This window comes from Tatumella sp. UCD-D_suzukii, from assembly GCF_000611875.2.
GTDB classification, from domain to species: Bacteria; Pseudomonadota; Gammaproteobacteria; order Enterobacterales; family Enterobacteriaceae; genus Tatumella; species Tatumella ptyseos.
Map to the genome: position 1 here is coordinate 230,216 of NZ_JFJX01000064.1, position 18,827 is coordinate 249,042.

The 18,827-nt window shown below is 48.3% G+C and carries 17 protein-coding genes, 2 tRNA genes, 3 rRNA genes and 1 pseudogene; 6 read left to right on the forward strand and 17 right to left on the reverse strand.

Features of this window, described 5'->3' with window-relative positions:
- Positions 1 to 128 precede the first annotated feature (128 nt).
- The gene (locus CG67_RS18440) at positions 129 to 299 is read left to right on the forward strand and encodes a hypothetical protein (RefSeq protein WP_025903755.1); all 171 of its coding nucleotides are present in this window, start codon (positions 129 to 131) and stop codon (positions 297 to 299) included.
- Positions 300 to 832: 533 nt separating this feature from the next.
- Here CG67_RS18440 and CG67_RS15010 read toward each other — a convergent pair.
- The 4 genes from CG67_RS15010 to cadR all read right to left on the reverse strand — a co-directional run bounded on the left by CG67_RS15010 (position 833) and on the right by cadR (position 3,868).
- On the reverse strand, positions 833 to 1,435 hold the full coding sequence (locus CG67_RS15010; protein ID WP_025903756.1) for an alpha/beta hydrolase: 603 nt from the start codon (positions 1,433 to 1,435) through the stop codon (positions 833 to 835).
- 167 nt (positions 1,436 to 1,602) lie between these two features.
- Positions 1,603 to 2,385 (reverse strand): molybdenum ABC transporter permease, encoded by a 783-nt coding sequence (locus CG67_RS15015; RefSeq protein WP_051546420.1) that lies wholly within the window; start codon positions 2,383 to 2,385, stop codon positions 1,603 to 1,605.
- A gap of 3 nt (positions 2,386 to 2,388) precedes the next feature.
- Positions 2,389 to 3,270, reverse strand: a complete 882-nt coding sequence (locus CG67_RS15020) for a substrate-binding domain-containing protein (protein WP_038011102.1) — start codon at positions 3,268 to 3,270, stop codon at positions 2,389 to 2,391.
- Positions 3,271 to 3,424: 154 nt separating this feature from the next.
- A complete protein-coding gene (gene cadR / locus CG67_RS15025) occupies positions 3,425 to 3,868 on the reverse strand; it encodes a Cd(II)/Pb(II)-responsive transcriptional regulator (RefSeq protein WP_025903759.1) in 444 nt (147 codons plus the stop codon).
- 79 nt (positions 3,869 to 3,947) lie between these two features.
- Between cadR and CG67_RS15030 the strand changes: the two genes are divergently transcribed.
- On the forward strand, positions 3,948 to 6,233 hold the full coding sequence (locus CG67_RS15030) for a cation-translocating P-type ATPase (RefSeq protein ID WP_025903760.1): 2,286 nt from the start codon (positions 3,948 to 3,950) through the stop codon (positions 6,231 to 6,233).
- 114 nt (positions 6,234 to 6,347) lie between these two features.
- On the opposite strand, the gene CG67_RS15035 is transcribed toward CG67_RS15030, so the two are convergent.
- Both CG67_RS15035 and dnaQ read right to left on the reverse strand, forming a co-directional pair.
- A tRNA-Asp gene (locus tag CG67_RS15035) sits at positions 6,348 to 6,424 on the reverse strand.
- Positions 6,425 to 6,555: 131 nt separating this feature from the next.
- Positions 6,556 to 7,287, reverse strand: a complete 732-nt coding sequence (dnaQ, locus tag CG67_RS15040) for a DNA polymerase III subunit epsilon (RefSeq protein ID WP_025903761.1) — start codon at positions 7,285 to 7,287, stop codon at positions 6,556 to 6,558.
- On the opposite strand from dnaQ, the gene rnhA reads away from it, so the two are divergent.
- Complete coding sequence (gene rnhA / locus CG67_RS15045) at positions 7,241 to 7,807, forward strand: ribonuclease HI (RefSeq protein WP_162139950.1); 567 nt, start codon at positions 7,241 to 7,243, stop codon at positions 7,805 to 7,807. The genes dnaQ and rnhA overlap by 47 nt on opposite strands.
- Here the strand turns inward: rnhA and CG67_RS15050 are convergent.
- On the reverse strand, positions 7,789 to 8,526 hold the full coding sequence (locus CG67_RS15050; RefSeq protein WP_025903763.1) for a methyltransferase domain-containing protein: 738 nt from the start codon (positions 8,524 to 8,526) through the stop codon (positions 7,789 to 7,791). The two genes, rnhA and CG67_RS15050, sit on opposite strands and share 19 nt — an antisense overlap.
- A 58-nt stretch (positions 8,527 to 8,584) precedes the next feature.
- Between CG67_RS15050 and gloB the strand changes: the two genes are divergently transcribed.
- Both gloB and mltD read left to right on the forward strand, forming a co-directional pair.
- Positions 8,585 to 9,340: a hydroxyacylglutathione hydrolase gene (gene gloB, locus CG67_RS15055; RefSeq protein WP_025903764.1), complete on the forward strand. Its 756-nt coding sequence runs from the start codon at positions 8,585 to 8,587 to the stop codon at positions 9,338 to 9,340.
- Between the two features lie 76 nt (positions 9,341 to 9,416).
- A complete protein-coding gene (gene mltD / locus CG67_RS15060) occupies positions 9,417 to 10,796 on the forward strand; it encodes a murein transglycosylase D (RefSeq protein ID WP_025903765.1) in 1,380 nt (459 codons plus the stop codon).
- Between the two features lie 89 nt (positions 10,797 to 10,885).
- On the opposite strand, the gene CG67_RS15065 is transcribed toward mltD, so the two are convergent.
- The 5 genes and pseudogenes from CG67_RS15065 to CG67_RS17875 all read right to left on the reverse strand — a co-directional run bounded on the left by CG67_RS15065 (position 10,886) and on the right by CG67_RS17875 (position 16,471).
- The gene (locus CG67_RS15065; RefSeq protein ID WP_025903766.1) at positions 10,886 to 11,671 is read right to left on the reverse strand and encodes an endonuclease/exonuclease/phosphatase family protein; all 786 of its coding nucleotides are present in this window, start codon (positions 11,669 to 11,671) and stop codon (positions 10,886 to 10,888) included.
- Between the two features lie 328 nt (positions 11,672 to 11,999).
- Positions 12,000 to 12,175: pseudogene (locus CG67_RS18830) on the reverse strand (sulfatase modifying factor 1); the annotation flags it as partial.
- A 144-nt stretch (positions 12,176 to 12,319) separates the two neighbouring features.
- Positions 12,320 to 13,210, reverse strand: a complete 891-nt coding sequence (locus tag CG67_RS15075) for an SUMF1/EgtB/PvdO family nonheme iron enzyme (protein ID WP_025903768.1) — start codon at positions 13,208 to 13,210, stop codon at positions 12,320 to 12,322.
- Positions 13,211 to 13,311: 101 nt separating this feature from the next.
- Complete coding sequence (locus CG67_RS15080; protein WP_025903769.1) at positions 13,312 to 14,205, reverse strand: SUMF1/EgtB/PvdO family nonheme iron enzyme; 894 nt, start codon at positions 14,203 to 14,205, stop codon at positions 13,312 to 13,314.
- Positions 14,206 to 14,224: 19 nt separating this feature from the next.
- Positions 14,225 to 16,471 carry a hypothetical protein gene (locus CG67_RS17875; protein WP_025903770.1) on the reverse strand — a complete coding sequence of 749 codons (2,247 nt, stop codon included), beginning with the start codon at positions 16,469 to 16,471 and terminating at the stop codon, positions 14,225 to 14,227.
- Between the two features lie 432 nt (positions 16,472 to 16,903).
- On the opposite strand from CG67_RS17875, the gene CG67_RS18600 reads away from it, so the two are divergent.
- The gene (locus CG67_RS18600; RefSeq protein ID WP_235501144.1) at positions 16,904 to 16,996 is read left to right on the forward strand and encodes a hypothetical protein; all 93 of its coding nucleotides are present in this window, start codon (positions 16,904 to 16,906) and stop codon (positions 16,994 to 16,996) included.
- A gap of 368 nt (positions 16,997 to 17,364) precedes the next feature.
- Here CG67_RS18600 and CG67_RS18370 read toward each other — a convergent pair whose 3' ends face one another.
- From CG67_RS18370 to CG67_RS15110, 5 genes are all read right to left on the reverse strand, one after another.
- Entirely contained in the window at positions 17,365 to 17,508 is a 144-nt protein-coding gene (locus CG67_RS18370; RefSeq protein ID WP_160318977.1) for a hypothetical protein, read from the reverse strand.
- Between the two features lie 234 nt (positions 17,509 to 17,742).
- Positions 17,743 to 17,819, reverse strand: a tRNA-Asp gene (locus CG67_RS15095).
- Positions 17,820 to 17,916: 97 nt separating this feature from the next.
- Positions 17,917 to 18,032, reverse strand: a 5S ribosomal RNA gene (gene rrf / locus CG67_RS15100).
- A 183-nt stretch (positions 18,033 to 18,215) separates the two neighbouring features.
- Positions 18,216 to 18,331, reverse strand: a 5S ribosomal RNA gene (rrf, locus tag CG67_RS15105).
- A gap of 231 nt (positions 18,332 to 18,562) precedes the next feature.
- Positions 18,563 to 18,827, reverse strand: a 23S ribosomal RNA gene (locus tag CG67_RS15110); the annotation flags it as partial.

An 18,827-nucleotide genomic window follows, 5' to 3' on the forward strand; every position in this document is an offset into this window, starting at 1 on the left:
TTCATCATTCCGGTATATCCGGGAGGTGAAATGAAATGCCCTGAAGTGATATTTTGCAGAATCATTAATAGTAAACTACGCTTTATTTGGTTCCATGAAAATTCATTAATATAAATTAAGGGTGAATTATGATTAACAATGCCACAAAAGGATTATTAGTACTGGTTGCACTGGCTGCGCTGGCGGGATGTCAGTATCACAGCGATGCGGTAGATCATGGCAGACCCGTAGCACCGAGCGGACAATCCGTACCAGGCGGCCCTCTGGGTCACGGTCCTGCCGGCGGACCTCAGGGCTGATTTATCCGGAGCCTTTACCGGCTCCGGTCATTCCCCCCGGCACCTGCGTTTGCTTACATTCCCCGGTAATAATTACCAGACTTCGGCTGGCATACCTGTTTTTAAACACTGCTGAAAACGTTATAATTCGGACATCTGTTCACAAAACACAAAAAATAAAATTAACTCTTTCTTCATTTAATAACCGTGAGATGTCATACAATAATCAACTCACCTGTGATAACCCCGCTAACTATGCATTCTCCCGTCAGAGAGTATCGTCTTCTTCATCCCCGGTGTTATTAAGATATTACTGTGTTGTCCATCGACCGTTATTTTTCATCCGTTCAGTGAGTATTTAAATCATTCTCAAAATATCAAACACTATCCCCGACGTGCGCACCCGGCAGGTAATTTTTATGCCCTTCTCCATCCGGAGTCATCGGTGCGAGGATACAGTGCTATAGATGAATTTTCTCAATACTTCATCTCTGTATGATAAAAAAATGAAAAAGCTGACCTTACGTTGCCGATGGCGTCAGCGGGAGAACGAGTCAGCATTTATTGCAGAAGGAGATTTCCTCAGTCGTCACTTTCAGCGCCCCAAACTGCCCTAACAGATCTGCGGCCAGAGGGAACGTGACCACACCATCGCTCCTCTGAAAATGTCCGTGTTCAGGCAATCCGTAAAAACGGGCCGCTAATTGCTGACTCAGTCGTAAAGAATATTCGGCGGGTACAATATCGTCATTCAGTGATGCGATCACTGCACGTTGCTTTACCCGGCGGATCACTGAAGCGCCATTGACCGGGGGGCGGGTAAAGGCACTCAGTTCTTCCAGCCCGGGCACCGGTTCGCTAAACCCGGCAACCAGCAGCAGCCCTCCGGCGAAAGCTTCCGGATGGCGTTGAGTCAGATAATTCAGCAAAGTAATACATCCCAGGCTGTGTCCGATAAGCCAGGTATCTTCATCCGGCCTGCCGATATCTTCTTCCAGTGCAGAAAGCCAGGCGTCAGGATCCGGCGTATGTGAAGCCGGTAATCGGGGGACGGTAACAGAGATACCTGCCTGCTCAGCCTGCTGTTTCAGCCAGTTAAACCAGTGATGATCGGGTGCAGCCATATATCCGTGCACAATAAATAGTCGTGATGCCATCGCTCATTCTCCTCAGGATCCCTGAATAACGCCTGCGGGGACAGAATAGTTTGCAGCAGTCTGTCTCCCGCGACGGACTTTCGCAACTTGAAAAATATGCAAAGCATACAACCAAAAGAGAATATGGCAGGCAGTCGACGCACCGGGCAACAACACAAAGCCTGCCATTATTTCATTCGTTCACGTTTTGCTGTTTGCATAAAACACAGCAAAGGTACCGGCAGCGTGACCAAAAGCAGGATCCATACCAGGGTATATACAGCATCCACACCATCATTCTGTAAATTAGTATAGAGTTTGACCGGCATTCCCTGCGGGAAATAAGCAAAAATCATCACAATACCAAACTCGCCTACCGCCCGAACCCAGGCCAGCGCAACCGCTGAGGCCAGTCCTGAAACCGATAAAGGCAGCACCAGAAGCCGGAAGCGTTGAAGTGGCCCGGCTCCCAGCGTTCTGCCGGCTTCCAGGATCGCGGCCGGTACGGCCGAAAAAGCAGAACGAGCGGTGACGATAAAATAAGGTAAGCCGCCATAAATCTGCGCCAGTACAAAGGCCAGCGGGTTATTCACCAGCGTCACACCCACCGCGGCCAGCCATTTTCCTGGCAGACTGTAAGGCCCCAGCGCAGAAATCAATAATATCCCCATCGCCAGAGGCGGGGTCATCAGCGGCAGTAACACCAGTATCTCAGCGATACGTCTGACACCTCCTTTACCACCCGATGTCGCCAGCCACCAGGCAAGCGGTAACCCGATAATAACGATCAGTAATAATGCCAGTAAGCCGTAACCTATGGAGACCATCACGGCATTACTGTCACCATAGGCGAGACTAAAGTGTCTCCAGGGGGTGATCCCCAGCAACGTAGCAAACGGCAGTGCCAGCAAAACCAGTGCCGGCAGAGCCAGCACGGGTAACAGTGACCACCGCGATCTCAGTAATTTCATGGATCAGTAAAGGGCATTGCCTTTCGGACTGGCATATCCGCTGGCTTGCAGTAATTTTTGTCCCTGCTCAGATAACATGAAATCGACAAATTTCTGTCCCTGTGCCATACCGTCCGGCGCGTTTTTCAGCACGGCCGCATAATAGACCAGGGGCTGGGTGTGCAGTTCTTTATCCTGTCCTTTACTGTCTTTAATGGTAAAGCTGACATTGTCATACCATTGCTTCGCCATTTGCGGATTACTCAGGTTAATTTCGTCCGGGAGTTTGACATAAGGCAGTTTGGCAGAGATCACTTCACTCTCATATCCGGCCGCCGCATCCACCTGCCCGCTTTCCAGACGGCTCAGTAAACCGCCTTCAAGGTGCACCTGGCGTGGATTCTGTACCGATCCCATCACCTGCTCCGCGATGCCTGGCTTCTGATAATATTTTTCAGCCAGCAACAGGGTAAAGACGATGTTCTGACCTTTGGGATCCAGATAAGGATCGGTACGGCCAAACTGCAGTCCTGGCTTCGCCAGTACGTTTAACCAGCTTCCGTCCTGTTTTTTATCAGCGGCGGCAAACTCAGTGGCATATTTACCTTTAGGACTATAAGCAATGACCATACTGGTACTGGCGACCGGGACGGCATTATCAATCAGGCCGGCATCCTTCAGGATCTGCATCGGACCTGGCGTAATTGATACAAAAACATCGGCGGTAATTTTATGGCTGGCCAGTAACCGGGCCATCCCGTAAGCGCCCTGTCCCTGTCCCTGATACTCTCCTTTCTGCTGCTGTGCAAAGGCCGGCCCCAGTACCTGGTCCATCACTTTCCCCATTGAACCGGCATAGGTGACACGAATATTTTCTGAGGCCAGCGCAGGAAGACTAACCGACATAATAACGGCTAACGAACAGATTAACTTACACTTAGACATCCCTTTTATCCTTCCGCTATATAATGAATTACATAGCGATTATCGGAAGATCCTGTCAGAAATACAATCTGTTTATGCTTAATAATCGAACAGTGCGACGGGAGATTGTTTCAGATCAATGTGTACTGCTGATATGTTTCCCTCCCGGCAACTGAGCCTCTGACACAGGCTGTTCCAGTTCTTTAAGAATACCGCAATCCCGGGTGGGTAAATTATCATGGCAAAACGTCTGTAACTCACTTAACTGCTTTTCAAGCTCCACCAGCTCGGCAATTCTGGCCTGCACATGTGAGCGGTGTTCATCGATTAACTGATTAATCACTTCACAACCGGCTTCAGGCTGACTGCGAGCCTGTAACAGGCGCTTTATTTCATCCTGTGCCATATCCAGCGCACGGCAGCGCCGGATAAACATCAGCGTTTCCAGATGCCGGGGGGTATAGTCGCGGTAATTGTTTGTCTGATCCCTGAGGGCCTCAGGCAGCAACCCTTCCCGCTCATAATAACGAATGGTTGCAACACTGCATAACGACTGCCTGGCAAGCTCACCTATCCTCATTTTTTCCTCCGCCTCTTGACCCTATACTGGCTTCAGGGTTTTTACTGTAACTACCAGGTTACACCCGATGGGATGAAAAATGAACAATACAAATAAAAATAACAGGAATTCCTCAGCCTGTAACACCTCACAGCCCTCTAAAAAAATACCGGCGATACAGCGTATCGTCCCTGAACCGGAGCACCGGCACGCCGGCGGTCATTGCTGTACGACGGCTGAGCCTGTGTTATCACCGATCCCGGCGAGCGTAACGCTTGCAGAAGGTAATGTTACGGCTATCCGGATTATGCAGATGGACTGCCCGGTAGAAGAGAACCTGATCACCGGTAAGCTCTCTGGTATGGCCGGCGTGACAGACCTGAAGTTTGATCTGATAGAGCGGGTTCTCACGGTCACGCATCGTCCTGATGCCCTGGAGCCGGTACTGCAGGCTATCCGTTCTCTGGGCTTTGAACCTGAACTCCCGGATAACACGGCAACAGATGCTCCGCGTCCGGCGGCTCAGGTAAATTACTGGCCGCTGGTCATTGCCGCGGTGCTGGCATTCAGTGCAGAAGTTCTGCACTGGTTCCGGTTTCCGGAAGGGTTACAGGCAGCTTTCGCCATCATTGCCGTATTACTTTCCGGCCTGAAAACCTATAAAAAAGGCTGGATTGCCGTTAAAAACCTGAACCTCAATATTAATGCATTGATGAGTGTTGCAGTGACCGGGGCCATTTTACTCCGTCAGTGGCCGGAAGCCGCGATGGTTATGGTGCTGTTCAATGTTGCCGAGTTAATCGAAGCTAAAGCACTCGATAAAGCCAGAAATGCGATTGATACCTTACTCCGGCTGGCGCCTGAATGGATGAATGTACAGCAACCTGACGGCAGCTGGCAGCAAATGCAGCCGGGAGAGGTACCGTTATCGGCTATTGTACGGGTTAAGCCAGGTGAGAAAATCGGCCTCGACGGAGTCATTATCAGCGGCCATTCCACCATCAATCAGTCAGCCATCACCGGAGAAAGTCTGCCGGCAGAAAAGAAAGCCGATGACGCCGTCTTTGCCGGCACATTCAATGAGTCCGGTAGTTTTGACTACAAAGTCACATCGACGGTCAAAGAAACCACTCTCGCACGGATCATCCGTTCAGTGGAGTCAGCCCGTGCCAGCAAAGCCCCTACCCAGCGTTTTGTCGATCAGTTTGCCCGGATCTATACCCCGGTAATTTTCCTGCTGGCCATCGTCTTTGCCGTCATACCGCCGCTGCTCTTTGCGCAATCCTGGTCTGTGTGGATCTACAATGCGCTGGTGATGCTGGTGATTGCCTGTCCCTGCGCTCTGGTGATCTCGACGCCCGTCACACTGGTCAGTAGCCTCACGGCAGCCGCACGTCAGGGGATATTGATCAAAGGTGGTATGTATATCGAGCAGGGACGTAAGCTGAAATGGCTGGCACTGGATAAAACCGGTACGCTGACACACGGTCAGCCTGAAGTCACGGATGTATTGAGTGGCGATACTCCGGACGCGGCCCGGGTCATGATGCTGGCCGGGAGTCTTTCCGGATTATCTGACCACCCGATGTCAGAAGCCCTGGTGCGTTACAGTAATAGCGAGTCACGATTACCGGTAGAGGCTTTTTCGGCAATCACCGGTCAGGGCATTACCGGTGTGATAGACGGAAAACAATACTGGCTGGGGAATCGCCGGCTGCTGAGTCACCAGGGGATTGATGTTACTGATAATGAAGAGCGCTACGAAGCGCTGGAACGTCAGGGAAAAACGCTGGTCTTTTTAGGCAGTCAGGCCGGACTATTAGCTGTGTTTGCGCTGGCAGATACGGTGAAAGAGAGCAGCCGCCAGGCGATTGCTGAACTGCATCAGCTGGGTATCAAAACCCTGTTGCTGTCCGGTGATAATGCCTTTGCTGTGGAAGAAATTGCCCGCCAGGTCGGCATTGATCATGCCCGTTCTGAACAGCTGCCAGAGGATAAATTACAGGCCATTGAAGAGTATTGCCGGAAAGGTGTGACCGGTATGGCCGGTGACGGCATCAATGACACTCCGGCACTGGCACGGGCAGATATCGGCTTTGCGATGGGGATGGCGGGCACCGATACAGCTATCGAAACGGCTGATGTGGCATTAATGGATGATGATTTGCGAAAAATCCCTGCGTTTGTTCGTTTGTCCCGGCGGACTGGCCGGATCCTGACCCAAAACATTTCGCTGGCGCTGATGATCAAACTGGTCTTTCTGATCATGACCCTGTGTGGATCCGGAACCTTATGGATGGCCGTATTTGCTGATGTCGGTGCCAGTCTGTTGGTGGTCGCTAACGGATTGCGCATACTTCGCGGAACAGAAGCAAAAAAAGCATGAAATCAGTGAGAGGGGGTATCGCCTGCTACAGTGCAGGTCATATCCGGCTGAAGAAATTCAGGAATGACAGACAACAAAAAGGGCCATGTTATAAATAACATGGCCCTGCAATAGTGGCGGAACGGACGGGACTCGAACCCGCGACCCCCTGCGTGACAGGCAGGTATTCTAACCAACTGAACTACCGCTCCGCTTCATTCCCCGTCGGGAACGAGGCGAATATTAATGACGTTCATCAGTGCCGTCAATGGTTTTTATGCAATAACTGATTCGTTTGGCGCTTTTTTAATCTCAGGACTGTTTTATCAACAATTCCATACGGTTAAATACGCCATAAACAACTGCCGCCTTTCTTCATCACCAGGTCCAGCCGTGCTTCATGGGCACTGATCTCATCGTCACTGGCCCGCACGACACGCAATCCTCCGGCGTTACGCACCTCACGATGAATAATCCCCCCGTCACTTTGTTCTGACTGATCATTGTCACTACTGAAGGTCAGTGATGTCTGTCCGCCAGTCATGGCCAGGAAAACATCGGAAAGAATTTCGGCATCAAGCAATGCGCCGTGCAACGTTCGCTTGGTGTTATCTATGTCGTAACGGGAGCATAAGGCATCCAGGCTGTTCCTTTTGCCCGGAAACATTTTTCGTGCCATTAACAGGCTATCGGTGATTTCGCAAAATGTTTCCGTTTTGGCCAGGCCCCTGTTGAGCTTTTCAAACTCATAATCCATAAAGCCGATATCAAACGAGGCATTATGGATCACCAGTTCTGCGCCACGGATGTAGTCAAGGAACTCATCCGCCACCTGAGAAAATTCCGGTTTATCCAGCAAAAACTCATCTGAGATCCCGTGGACACCGAAAGCTTCCGGATCCACCAGCCGGTCCGGCTTCAGATAAACATGGAAGTTATTCCCTGTCAGGCGGCGGTTGATCACTTCCACCGCACCAATCTCAATGATGCGGTGACCTTCATAATGAACCCCCACCATATTCATACCGGTGGTTTCTGTATCAAGGACGATTTGGCGGTTTTTTACTGTGCTCATAGGGCCCGTTTATGTCAGACTTGGATTTTTTACTACAGGAAGTCTACCAGAGATGCGCAAACAGGTAGAAATTTTCACCGACGGTTCTTGTCTCGGCAACCCGGGTCCCGGCGGATACGGTGCAATTTTACGATACGGAAACCATGAAAAAGAGTTCAGCCAGGGCTACCGTCTGACCACCAATAACCGGATGGAGCTGATGGCGGCCATCGTGGCCCTGGAAGCACTGAAACAGCCTTGCGAAGTGACACTCAGTACAGACAGCCAGTACGTACGCCAGGGGATCACTCAGTGGATATTTAACTGGAAAAAGCGCGGATGGAAAACCGCGGATAAAAAGCCTGTCAAAAATGTCGACCTCTGGCAGCGCCTGGATCTCGCCCTGCAATCCCATACCATCGACTGGCAGTGGGTAAAAGGGCATGCCGGACACCCTGAAAACGAACGTTGTGATGTCCTTGCCCGTGATGCTGCGGGTTCGCCGACACAGGAAGACACTGGCTATTTATCGGTATCCTGAGATTTAATTTCCGAGCATTGTCGTGTCACATTAACGGCAGTACGGAGTCTGGATCTCCCTGCCGATAATGCACTCCGGTTAGGCGTCAGCGGATAGGTACGCTTTCGGGCAATCAGCAAATTTATACACCCCAGTACCGGGAGATGTGCCGTGATAATTTCACCACCGTTTCGTCGCCAGGGTACGACCTGGAAACTTTCTCTGCAGATGATTTCGTAATTAAGGATACTGAGCCAGTCGATCATTCGCCCCTGACTGAACATTCTGCCACTCCAGGGCAAACGCCGATGAAGCCAGGGCAGAAGTTTCCCGGCCCCCAGCAGGCTAAAGGGGTTAAAGCCGGTCAGTATTATCCAGCCATCATCAATCAATACTCTGTCGGCTTCCCGCAGCATCTGATGAGGATCCTGGCTCCAGCTCAGGGAATGAGCCAGAAAACAGACATCAATGGATTTGCTTAAAAAGGGTAGCCGCATCTCATTACCGGCAACACCACCAGGTAGTCCCCCGGGGCTCACCGTGAACTGATGGCTGACAGGACACTCATCGGTATCAATCGCCGCACTGAGAGCACCGATTTTCAGTAAATGAAAACCATAGAGTTTGCCCAGGTAAGGCTGAAGATGCTGTTGTAAGGCCTCCCGATAGAAATCCCCCCAGGGGATTTCTTCCCAGTGGTCCGGGGTCTTAAGTATTTGTCGTGTCTTAGCTGGCTTCATGTTTTACCATCATCAGAACGTTCAGGATAACCGGAGAAATTTTATGGGTCGTCACCGTTTGAATCTTACCAGTATTCCGGCACTACAGGATAACTACATCTGGGTGCTTAATAATGATCAGGGCGAGTGCATTATAGTCGATCCCGGGGAAGCCAGACCGGTGACTGAAACGATAGCCGCAAATCACTGGCAGCCGGTAGCCATATTACTGACACATCATCACGGTGATCATGTGGGTGGTGTGAGAGAACTCACCGCGCAATGGCCCGGACTCCCGGTCTACGGCCCCGCCGAAACCCTTAATAAAGGCACCACGCAGGAAGTGAAAGACGGTACGGTCATCACAATTTCCGGTATTGAATTCACTGTCATCGCCACTCCCGGGCACACCCTGGGACACGTCTCTTACTACAGCAAACCTTACCTTTTCTGTGGGGACACACTGTTTTCTGGCGGATGTGGCAGATTATTTGAAGGGACAGCAAAGCAAATGCATGAGTCATTTCAGAAACTTAATCAGCTTCCGGCAGATACCCTGATATGCTGTGCACATGAATATACTTTATCAAATATGGCGTTTGCCCGGGCCGTACTGCCACAAAACCCGCAGATCCTCTCTTATTACCATAAAATTAAGCAGTTACGTGATGAAAACCAGATAACTCTCCCTTCATATCTGGAAAAAGAACGGGAGATTAATGTTTTTTTAAAAACGTATGATACTGATTTACATAGAAATATATTACCTGACATAAATTTACCGAAACCCTGGCAGGTTTTTGAAGCATTACGGCGGAAGAAAGACAGCTTTTAATTTTTTTGATTGTTTTGTCTCTCTCCGTACCGTATCATTGCTCGACTTTTAATCTACTACCAACGATGACACATACATGAAGGCTAAAGCGATACTTTTCGCCTCAGTCTTGCTGGCCGGATGTCAGGCATCAGGGAAAGATGCAGATATACCCGTTCAGCATGCACAGAGTCTGTCTTCAGCGAGTCAGGGAGAAAATGGTCAGTACGGAGAAAGAATGTTGTCGCCGCGATGGCAGGATGATGGAACTAACGTCGCACAAAACAGCAATCTCTGGAACACCATTAGTGACGAGCTGACGATGGAGATCCCGGATAACCCGCGGATCCGTGAACAAAGAAATAAATATCTGAAAAACAAGAGCTATCTCCACGATGTAACTTTACGGGCTGAACCGTATATGTACTGGATAGTCGGGCAAATACAGAAACGAAAAATGCCGATGGAACTGGTACTGCTACCCATAGTGGAGAGCGCTTTTAACCCGCACGCAACTTCATCATCCAATGCTGCAGGGCTCTGGCAGATTGTAGGAAGTACGGGAAAACATTACGGACTGAAACAAAACCAGTGGTATGACGGACGCAGAGATGTGGTTGCATCTACCCGCGTCGCACTGGACATGTTGCAACGTCTGAACAAGATGTTTAACGGGGATTGGTTACTGACGGTCGCTGCGTATAACAGCGGTGAAGGAACCGTTCTGAAAGCGATTAAGCAAAATAAAGCCCGCGGGAAGCCGACAGACTTCTGGCATTTATCTTTGCCGAAAGAGACCACGGTCTACATCCCTAAAATGCTGGCATTAAGCGAGATACTGAAAAACAGCAAACGCTACGGAGTCAGGTTACCGCAGGCGAACGAAAACCGGGCCCTGGCACGGGTTGAAGTTGGTCAGCAAATCAGACTGGCGCAGGCCGCTGAAATGGCGGGTATTTCTGTATCAACGCTGAAAAGTTTTAATGCCGGTTATAAGCAGGGAACAACTGCACCTCAGGGACCACAGTACATTATGGTGCCTAAGTCCCATGTGGAGCAGCTGAAAAATTCACTGGCTGCATCGGATATTCAGGCAATACAGCCTGAACTGGTCGCCAGTAATGCCCCGACCACCTCAGGCAGCTATAAAGTGCGTCGCGGAGATACCCTGTCGGGTGTAGCAGCAAAAAATGGCCTTAGCGTAGCCGCATTGAAATCGTTCAATAATCTGCGCACTGCCGGGCTAAAAGCCGGCCAGATACTGAAACTGAGCCCACGTAACACCGGCGCAGTCAGTCAGCTGGCGGATAATGGAAACAGCATCACCTACCAGGTTCGTAAGGGTGATTCTCTTTCCAGCATCGCTGCGAGACACGGTGTTAACATCAGAGATGTAATGCGCTGGAATGCGCTTTTATCTGATGAGCGTTCAATCAGACCGGGGGATAAATTGACGCTGTTTGTAAACAATAGCTGATACCCCACCGAAAAGTAAAAAAAGGGCTGACATTATTGTCAGCCCTTTTTTATACGCTTATCGTGACTATGTGCCCTCTGACCACAACTTCAGAAAGAAAACTCCGCCAGTAACGGGTTATGATCGGAGGCTGTGGTCTCCAGCACAGTGGCCCGCTTCACTTCCATATCTCTGTAGAAAATAAAATCCAGCGGACGTCCGAAAGCTTTACGCCGGTGATCCTGTGAAAACAGTACCTCACGTAACCGTTGCTGGCGCATAAACTGATACAGTACATGAATGCGTTGACGGCTCCAGGCATTAAAGTCACCGGCCATCAGTACCGGTCCGTTATGGTGCCGGATATGCTCCCCGATAGCATCAAGCTGCTTGCGATAGACTTCGATTCCGAGACTGAAGTTAACTGCATGAATATTCACGACCAGTAAAAAACGGCTGTCGGGCATCGGATAAACAGTCACCAGGGCAGATTTTGCCAGCCGCAAAAGCGGCTCACGTTCTCTCAGGGGACAACAATAAATCGCCGGCGAAGAAGATAACGTCATTACGCCGGAAGGATGCTGAGGCAGCACAAAAGCGGGAACCTGATCAGCCGCAATATAATGCCGGGTGGCAAACGAAACCAGTTCAGGTGTCGTCTGAGCCTCCTGTAATAACACCAGATGGCTGCCCTGACCAAACCCCTGAAGCACTGAACGCCAGTCAGCTCTCTGCTGTTTGAAAATATTCCAGACCAGGACCTTTAAAGTGCTGTAATCAGGTAACTCCGTACCGCCGGGTAAGGTATGAGTCGAGGGAAGGCGCAGTGCAGGAGGAAATACTTTCTCTGCAGGCTGTCCCGCCACATAACGCATTGCGTAGGTTTTTTTTCGCACCCTCTTCTCTTTTGCTCCGGAAGACATCATCCCCTCATAATAAACCTGTTCGTCCGTCGAAGACAGTGACATTCTATGTCTTCATTTCTTTTTAATTATTTTTACACTTAATGATTGCGGGTCTTTACTCTGCCCTGATTAATACCACCCTGCCCCTTCCCATAAGCACGGTAGAACACGGCGAATGTATGGCGATAAACCATGAGTTACGCGGCGAACATACACGAAGTTAGCTTTGATAGCGCTTTCAGCGCTTAGCATAATCTCTTTATAAGGGGGATCCGAGGCAACTAAGCAGTAAAGCCTGTGATGGCTCTCCGGATATTTGTAGCGTCTTATCATCCTGCTGAATACTGAATGGTAGCTTCTCATCGACCAGCGGGCCAAAATCCCCCATAAGAAACTCCCCTCCCTGAACAGGGATCATGTTCGCGATGGACGTATCTGTAAGGATTTTCGCGGCCTGAGACCGGCTGCTGCACTTCCCTGGTCGCAACCGGTCAGAAAAAAAAAATCCTGTCGCGATAGTTATTAGCTTTTTATTCATCTCATTCCTTAAGAGTTACGCCATCATCGTGTTTTTCTTACGAGATCTCGCCGGGTGCTGTTCATCCACCATCGCAAGGTACTCATCCATTTCATGGGAAATTAATGATTCACTACACACCGAAAGACATACTGTGGACCTACCCCATATTTTTGATAGTCATCATCTTTATCAATTTTCGGGATTGGTAGTTTTGATTGCCTGAACATGGTTAATGCATATTGCCTGTCACCTCCTATATATCCCCGCAATACTTTCTTTGTCCCTTGAGCTGGCCCTCCAGGATCATTTACCGGGGAATATGAATAATAATCAGGTGCGTACCAGTCATTTATCCATTCAGATCCACTAAGCCCCATATCATAAAGACCAAGAGGATTTGGTGAGAATTTACCTATGGGATAAAATGGAAAACCAAACCCATCAGTAAAACTATCTAATTCTTCATCACTTGGTATATTTTTACCTTTTTCAAACTGACCATTATCGGTTGCAAAGGGTAGATATTGCCCACGGGATCTCGCGGCATATTCCCATTGAGCTTCTGTAGGTAAATCAATATTCTTACCTGATATATGGCCTAACCATTGGCAATAATCTTTGGCCTGTTGCCAGGTGACACCGACGGAATAATCACTGCTCCCTAACGAGGGGTAATCCTTAACAAAAATGTGAACTGGTGGTTTTTCTTTCCCGGTTGCACTCAAATAGACAAGATAGTTAGCATTCGTAACTTTAAATTTTGAAATTGAAAAATTACTTAGAATTACCTTATGTAATTTTTTATCATCCTGATTAATGCTAAACGGCAGCTTCTCACCGACCAGCGGGCCAAAATCCCCCATTAAAAACTCTCCGCCCTGAACAGGGATCATGTTCGCGATGGACGTATCTGCAAGGATTTTCGCGGCCTGAGAACCGGCTGCTGCACTTCCCTGGTCGCAACCGGTCAGAAAAAAAACTGTCGCGATAGTTATTAGCTTCTTATTCATCTCATTCCTTAAGAGTTACGCCATCATCGTGTTTTTCTTACGAGATCTCGCCGGGTGCTGTTCATCCACCATCGCAAGGTACTCATCCATTTCATGGGAAATTAATGATTCACTACACACCGAAAGACATACTGTGGACCTACCCCATATTTTTGATAGTCATCATTAGTATTGATTTTTGGAATGGGTAGCTTTGATTGTCTAAATATCGTTAATGAATATTGGGGATTACTTCCAACAGCTCCTCTGAGCACTTTTTTAGTTCCAGTCTCCGGTCCTTGTGGATCCTTTTCAGCAGAATGTTCATAGTAATTAGCCGAATACCAATCATTAGTCCATTCTGATCCACTTAGCCCCATATCATAAAGACCAAGAGGATTTGGCGGGAACTTACCTATGGGATAAAATGGAAAACCAAACCCATCGGTAAAACTATCTAACTCATCATTGCTTGGTATATTTTTACCTTTTTCAAACTGACCATTATCGGTTGCAAAGGGTAGATATTGCCCACGGGATCTCGCGGCATATTCCCATTGAGCTTCTGTAGGTAAATCAATATTCTTACCTGACATATGGCCTAACCATTGGCAATAATCTTTGGCCTGTTGCCAGGTGACACCAACGGAATAATCACTGCTCCCTAACGAGGGATAATCCTTAACAAAAATGTGTACTGGTGGTTTTTCTTTTCCGGTTGCATTCAAATAGACAAGATAGTTAGCATTCGTAACTTTAAATTTTGAAATTGAAAAATCACTTAGAATTACCTTATGTAATTTTTTATCATCCTGATTAATGCTAAACGGCAGCTTCTCACCGACCAGCGGGCCAAAATCCCCCATTAAAAACTCTCCGCCTTGCACAGGAACCATATTCGATATGGATTCCTCAACAAGAATCTTTCCAAGCCTTTCATTCTCGGATGAGATTTTCCGATCGCAACCTATCAGTAAGAATGAGATGATGGAGATAATAATAGATATTTTTTTCATTTGAATACTCAATCATTAATCAAGCTATCATAGTATTTTCCGGGTGTTGCTTATCAACCATAGCGAGGTACCCAGCCATTTGATGGTCTGATATCGATACAAAAGGATCATCAGGTTCGACAGAGACTGGTAAGTTATCATGCAATAATGTGAGCTTTTTTCCATAATCGGTAAATAAGGGAAATTCATGCTCACCAAGTGAAAGGAACTTAATAACAGTTTTTTCATTAACCCGTTCATTTCCCTTCTTGTCACCAGGTAATAAAGTTAAGTGCTGCATCACATTTTGATAATCAGCCTGGCTTTGTATCCACTTCATTGCCATAAATATAGCTTGCTTTCGCTTTTTTAAAGGGCCAATCTTCCAGCTATTTATTGAAAAAAAATCATTGTTTTGATTCCTTGGGTCTGCCCAATCGACCCAAGTATTATCAATAAGCATGGCTATTAATGCTCCTTTCGTTTCAGGAGGTGTATATTTAAGTTGATCAGGGTTATTTAAGATGCTATTCATTAAAAGAACCCTCTTACTTTCATCGAAAAAAAATCTTTTTAATTCAGCCAATATTGTTAATGCATCATCAAACATTACATCTATCGCCTGAACTCCTTTAGCTGCCATAATTAAAGGAATTGAACTAAGAGCACGGAAACAGCGTATTTCCATCATTTCGCTTAGCTTCTGGTAATCAACATTTCTGAGCATATACATAAAACCTTTCATAAATGCCGCAAACGTATTACCGTCGACTTCAAAGCCCAAAGAACCTTTGGCGCCTGCTCCCCAACATAATCTAGCTTTACAATAAATTCTGAAGCGACTTTTAACATATGTTACGTAGAAAGCCGCCGTACCCCCGGCCCCGGTCTGGGCGGCGGTCCCCACGGATAAGGTGGCAATTGCTGTGAATTTTCTCTCGCGGGCAACAATTGACTTATCTCCTTCGTGCTCAACATTACTTTCAGGATATGGGTCAAACCATTCAATAGTACCGCTAATATTCCCCCCCGCCTGTACACCTGCAAAAACACCAATTTCTCCGCCGGCCTGAATATCAGGCTGCGGGACGGTCAAATTAATCGTCCTCTGACCAGGAAGAGGCGGCGGTACAAGCTTTGCCGGGCGCCCTTTAATCCCATAGCCCTTCGCCATTTCTTTGCTAAAATCGGCTTCAACGCCCAGCTCAATACCCAGGCTTGCCCCGGCATTACCGGATAACACTGCATTAATTTTGCAGCGAATGGCACCCATATTACAGATCCCCCCCACTGCACTGGCAGATGCTCTGGCAGGAAACAGCAACGCAATACCCAGCCGGTCAGGAATAAACAGTTCAGCGGATGCTTTCGCCTCTCCCAGCGCAAAACTGGCGTGACCATCCATTTTCGCGGAGGCTTTCTTTTCCAGTGGATTAAATTCAGCCGACAGGCCGACTCCCTGGCTGTAGCGCATCAGTTGAGCCTGTGTGCTGATGTCGACATATTGATGATAAACAGATTCATCGTCAGGTTTATCACTTTCTCCGGGCCAGGTTAGCCCTTTATTCATCTTTTTCGCCCAGTCAGTAAGCACCCTGTTACTGTCTTCTAATAATTCATCTGTGAATTTCAGGCTCACCCATACGTCTTTGAGCTGTTTTTTTAATTTCCCTGTATCTATCTTCCCGGTACGAACTGTCTTTACTGTTCTGTTACCATCCGCATCAGTGCCGGTAATCTCTTTATTTTCATATTTAATAAAGCTGGCCTCACCGCTTTTCTTATCGGCTTCACTGAGTTTGTATTTCCGCCAGTGACTGCGAATTTTGTCGGAGCGGACATAAGTACTTTTAAACCCGGCAGTCTTCTGCAGGGGGATCAATTCCATCAGGCCAATCGCTGAGCCTCTGGCATTCTCATCAAGCAGTACCCCCTCGGGCACCTTTGCTGTCAGCGTTTTAAGTTCTGCTTTTAATTTTTCGTTAGCGTCATTGAGTTGCTGACAGGCGCTCTGAAGTTTACTGTCATAAGCACGTTTTGGTTTGTTGCCTGCCTGTGTCAGCATCTCATAATTGAGTTCATCCAGAGCAATCTGCGCTTTCTTCTGATTTTCCAGCAACGCTGTCATTTTCAGCTGTTCCTGTATCAGGAAGCGGTTATCTTTGGCATCTACACAGAGTAATGTTGCACTGCCGGGGTGAAAATACACCTGAGGGCCATACTCGCCGTTGACGACAGTGTTTTTAGTTACGTTATCCAGCCAGCTTTGTTGTGTCCCTTTAATCATTTTTCTGACTCCCTGAATCAGCCGCCAAGCAATTCAATATTGATTTTACTTTTCGCCGCACCGAATATTTCAGCCGTTTACCTTCACTGTCAGTACGCCCTTCATAAACAGAGCCATCACGGTAACGGCGCAGATATGAATGCTTAAGCTTACGGCATTGCTGTCGGCTTCATCGCTTACAGCCACTATGCATGCCGTACGGATTGCGATGCCCTGATACACTCTGAATACAACTCGATTATGCATATTATCGATTGAGTACAAGCACCATGGAAACATAGCGACTATTATTTGCCACCGCACTACCTGCACCCGCACAGGGGACTATCAGGAAAGCGTTAACCCTGCTGGCGTGCCAGTTGCGCGCACCCGGCGCGTCATTTACATCCGGCAATACAGTCCGGGACACAAGGCCGTGAAGCCCTCATCGTCCTGTGGCCCGATAATCAGCATCGCCTGATTGCCGATGACACACTGTTCTTCGGGACAATCAATACGATCACTTTGCATTCACGAGGTCGTTAAATCAGGACGGAAAAATGATACCGCAGCTTCAATTCTGACGTATTGATCTTACCCACATTAGTCGGGATGCGACTCAGCGAGTCAACTCATAGTCAGAGCTGACTCACATGACAACACTCGTATCAGCCCCCCATGAGCCGGAGACTGCGATTTGCCTGCCACATCAGGGGGTACGGGTAAAAAGCCTCACAGCAGTGCAATCCGGTCAGCTACCATGAACATCAGAAAAACTGTTGAAAAGGACGTTTACGCCAGCAGCCCGAAGCATAACGTGGTCGGCGCGACATCACTTACCTTCGTATCGATGAAGGCAGGCAACACTGCATCACATTACAAATTTGGAACAAAAATTATTGTCAGCGACCAGGTCAAATGCGACCAGAAGGGGGGATTTTTTTGGAGGGGAGTTCGATCGTCTGGCGGATCCTGAGCGTTTGGTGATTCATCCGGACAGTCAGCCTGTTCCCGATAATCGCGATGGCGTTATCCGTCGTCTCAGCGACCATATTCATGAAGACCGGCACCGTAGTTGTTAAGAGGATAAAAGGATAAGAGGTTTTCAATCGAATACTTTCAGAAGGTAATCGCACATATCACGTTAAGATGGCCAGAGCGGATTGATAAGCTGAACGACATTATCGTCGGTAGTCTCCGGGAACGCTGGCGTAAGCTAAGCAGTAATGGCATACCAAAAACAACAGATAAGAAAAAAGGCCATGTTAATAAATAACATGGCCTTGAAAGTGTGGCGGAACGGACGGGACTCGAACCCGCGACCCCCTGCGTGACAGGCAGGTATTCTAACCAACTGAACTACCGCTCCACCGATTCTGTACTGAATTCAGAGTTTCTGAACTCAGGTATTTCACCTTTTACCCGTCACGGTAAAAGTCACGACTGTAATACAGTCTTAATTGGATGCCTGGCAGTTCCCTACTCTCGCATGGGGAGACCCCACACTACCATCGGCGCTACGGCGTTTCACTTCTGAGTTCGGCATGGGGTCAGGTGGGACCACCGCGCTCTTGCCGCCAGGCAAATTCTGGTGCTATGTCCTGTGTCTTTTTCACTGATACTGCGTTGGCTGCCTTTGTGCTGTTCAGTCACATACTTATGTATGCTCCCTCTCATCACGCAGTTGCCGCCTTGTCTCAGCGTAAAATCCTTCGGACGTATGTCCGCAGAACACAACTAAATTTTTATATCAACAANATTGGATGCCTGGCAGTTCCCTACTCTCGCATGGGGAGACCCCACACTACCATCGGCGCTACGGCGTTTCACTTCTGAGTTCGGCATGGGGTCAGGTGGGACCACCGCGCTCTTGCCGCCAGGCAAATTCTGGTGCTATGTCCTGTGTCTTTTTCACTGATACTGCGTTGGCTGCCTTTGTGCTGTTCAGTCACATACTTATGTATGCTCCCTCTCATCACGCAGTTGCCGCCTTGTCTCAGCGTAAAATCCTTCGGACGTATGTCCGCAGAACACAACTAAATTTTTATATCAACAATCCGGAACTTCGCTGAAAATTCTTTTGCGTCTCTCGCAAAACGCCTCTGGCGTTGTAAGGTTAAGCCTCACGGGTCATTAGTACCGGTTAGCTCAATGCATCGCTGCACTTACACATCCGGCCTATCAACGTCGTAGTCTTCAACGTCCCTTCAGGACTCTCAAGGAGTCAGGGAGAACTCATCTCGGGGCAAGTTTCGTGCTTAGATGCTTTCAGCACTTATCTTTTCCGCACTTAGCTACCGGGCAATGCCATTGGCATGACAACCCGAACACCAGTGGTGCGTTCACTCCGGTCCTCTCGTACTAGGAGCAACCCCCC

Bases quoted from the DNA above. Each gene is read 5' to 3' on its own strand.
- mltD (WP_025903765.1), top strand. From the start codon at position 9,417: ATGAAGGCTAAAGCGATACTTTTCGCCTCAGTCTTGCTGGCCGGATGT.
- CG67_RS15010 (WP_025903756.1), bottom strand. From the start codon at position 1,435: ATGGCATCACGACTATTTATTGTGCACGGATATATGGCTGCACCCGAT.
- dnaQ (WP_025903761.1), bottom strand. From the start codon at position 7,287: ATGAGCACAGTAAAAAACCGCCAAATCGTCCTTGATACAGAAACCACC.
- CG67_RS15050 (WP_025903763.1), bottom strand. From the start codon at position 8,526: ATGAAGCCAGCTAAGACACGACAAATACTTAAGACCCCGGACCACTGG.
- cadR (WP_025903759.1), bottom strand. From the start codon at position 3,868: ATGAGGATAGGTGAGCTTGCCAGGCAGTCGTTATGCAGTGTTGCAACC.
- CG67_RS15020 (WP_038011102.1), bottom strand. From the start codon at position 3,270: ATGTCGGTTAGTCTTCCTGCGCTGGCCTCAGAAAATATTCGTGTCACC.
- CG67_RS15080 (WP_025903769.1), bottom strand. From the start codon at position 14,205: ATGAAAAAAATATCTATTATTATCTCCATCATCTCATTCTTACTGATA.
- CG67_RS15030 (WP_025903760.1), top strand. From the start codon at position 3,948: ATGAACAATACAAATAAAAATAACAGGAATTCCTCAGCCTGTAACACC.
- CG67_RS15015 (WP_051546420.1), bottom strand. From the start codon at position 2,385: ATGAAATTACTGAGATCGCGGTGGTCACTGTTACCCGTGCTGGCTCTG.
- CG67_RS18440 (WP_025903755.1), top strand. From the start codon at position 129: ATGATTAACAATGCCACAAAAGGATTATTAGTACTGGTTGCACTGGCT.
- CG67_RS15075 (WP_025903768.1), bottom strand. From the start codon at position 13,210: ATGAATAAGAAGCTAATAACTATCGCGACAGTTTTTTTTCTGACCGGT.
- CG67_RS18370 (WP_160318977.1), bottom strand. From the start codon at position 17,508: ATGAATATGGTCGCTGAGACGACGGATAACGCCATCGCGATTATCGGG.
- CG67_RS17875 (WP_025903770.1), bottom strand. From the start codon at position 16,471: ATGATTAAAGGGACACAACAAAGCTGGCTGGATAACGTAACTAAAAAC.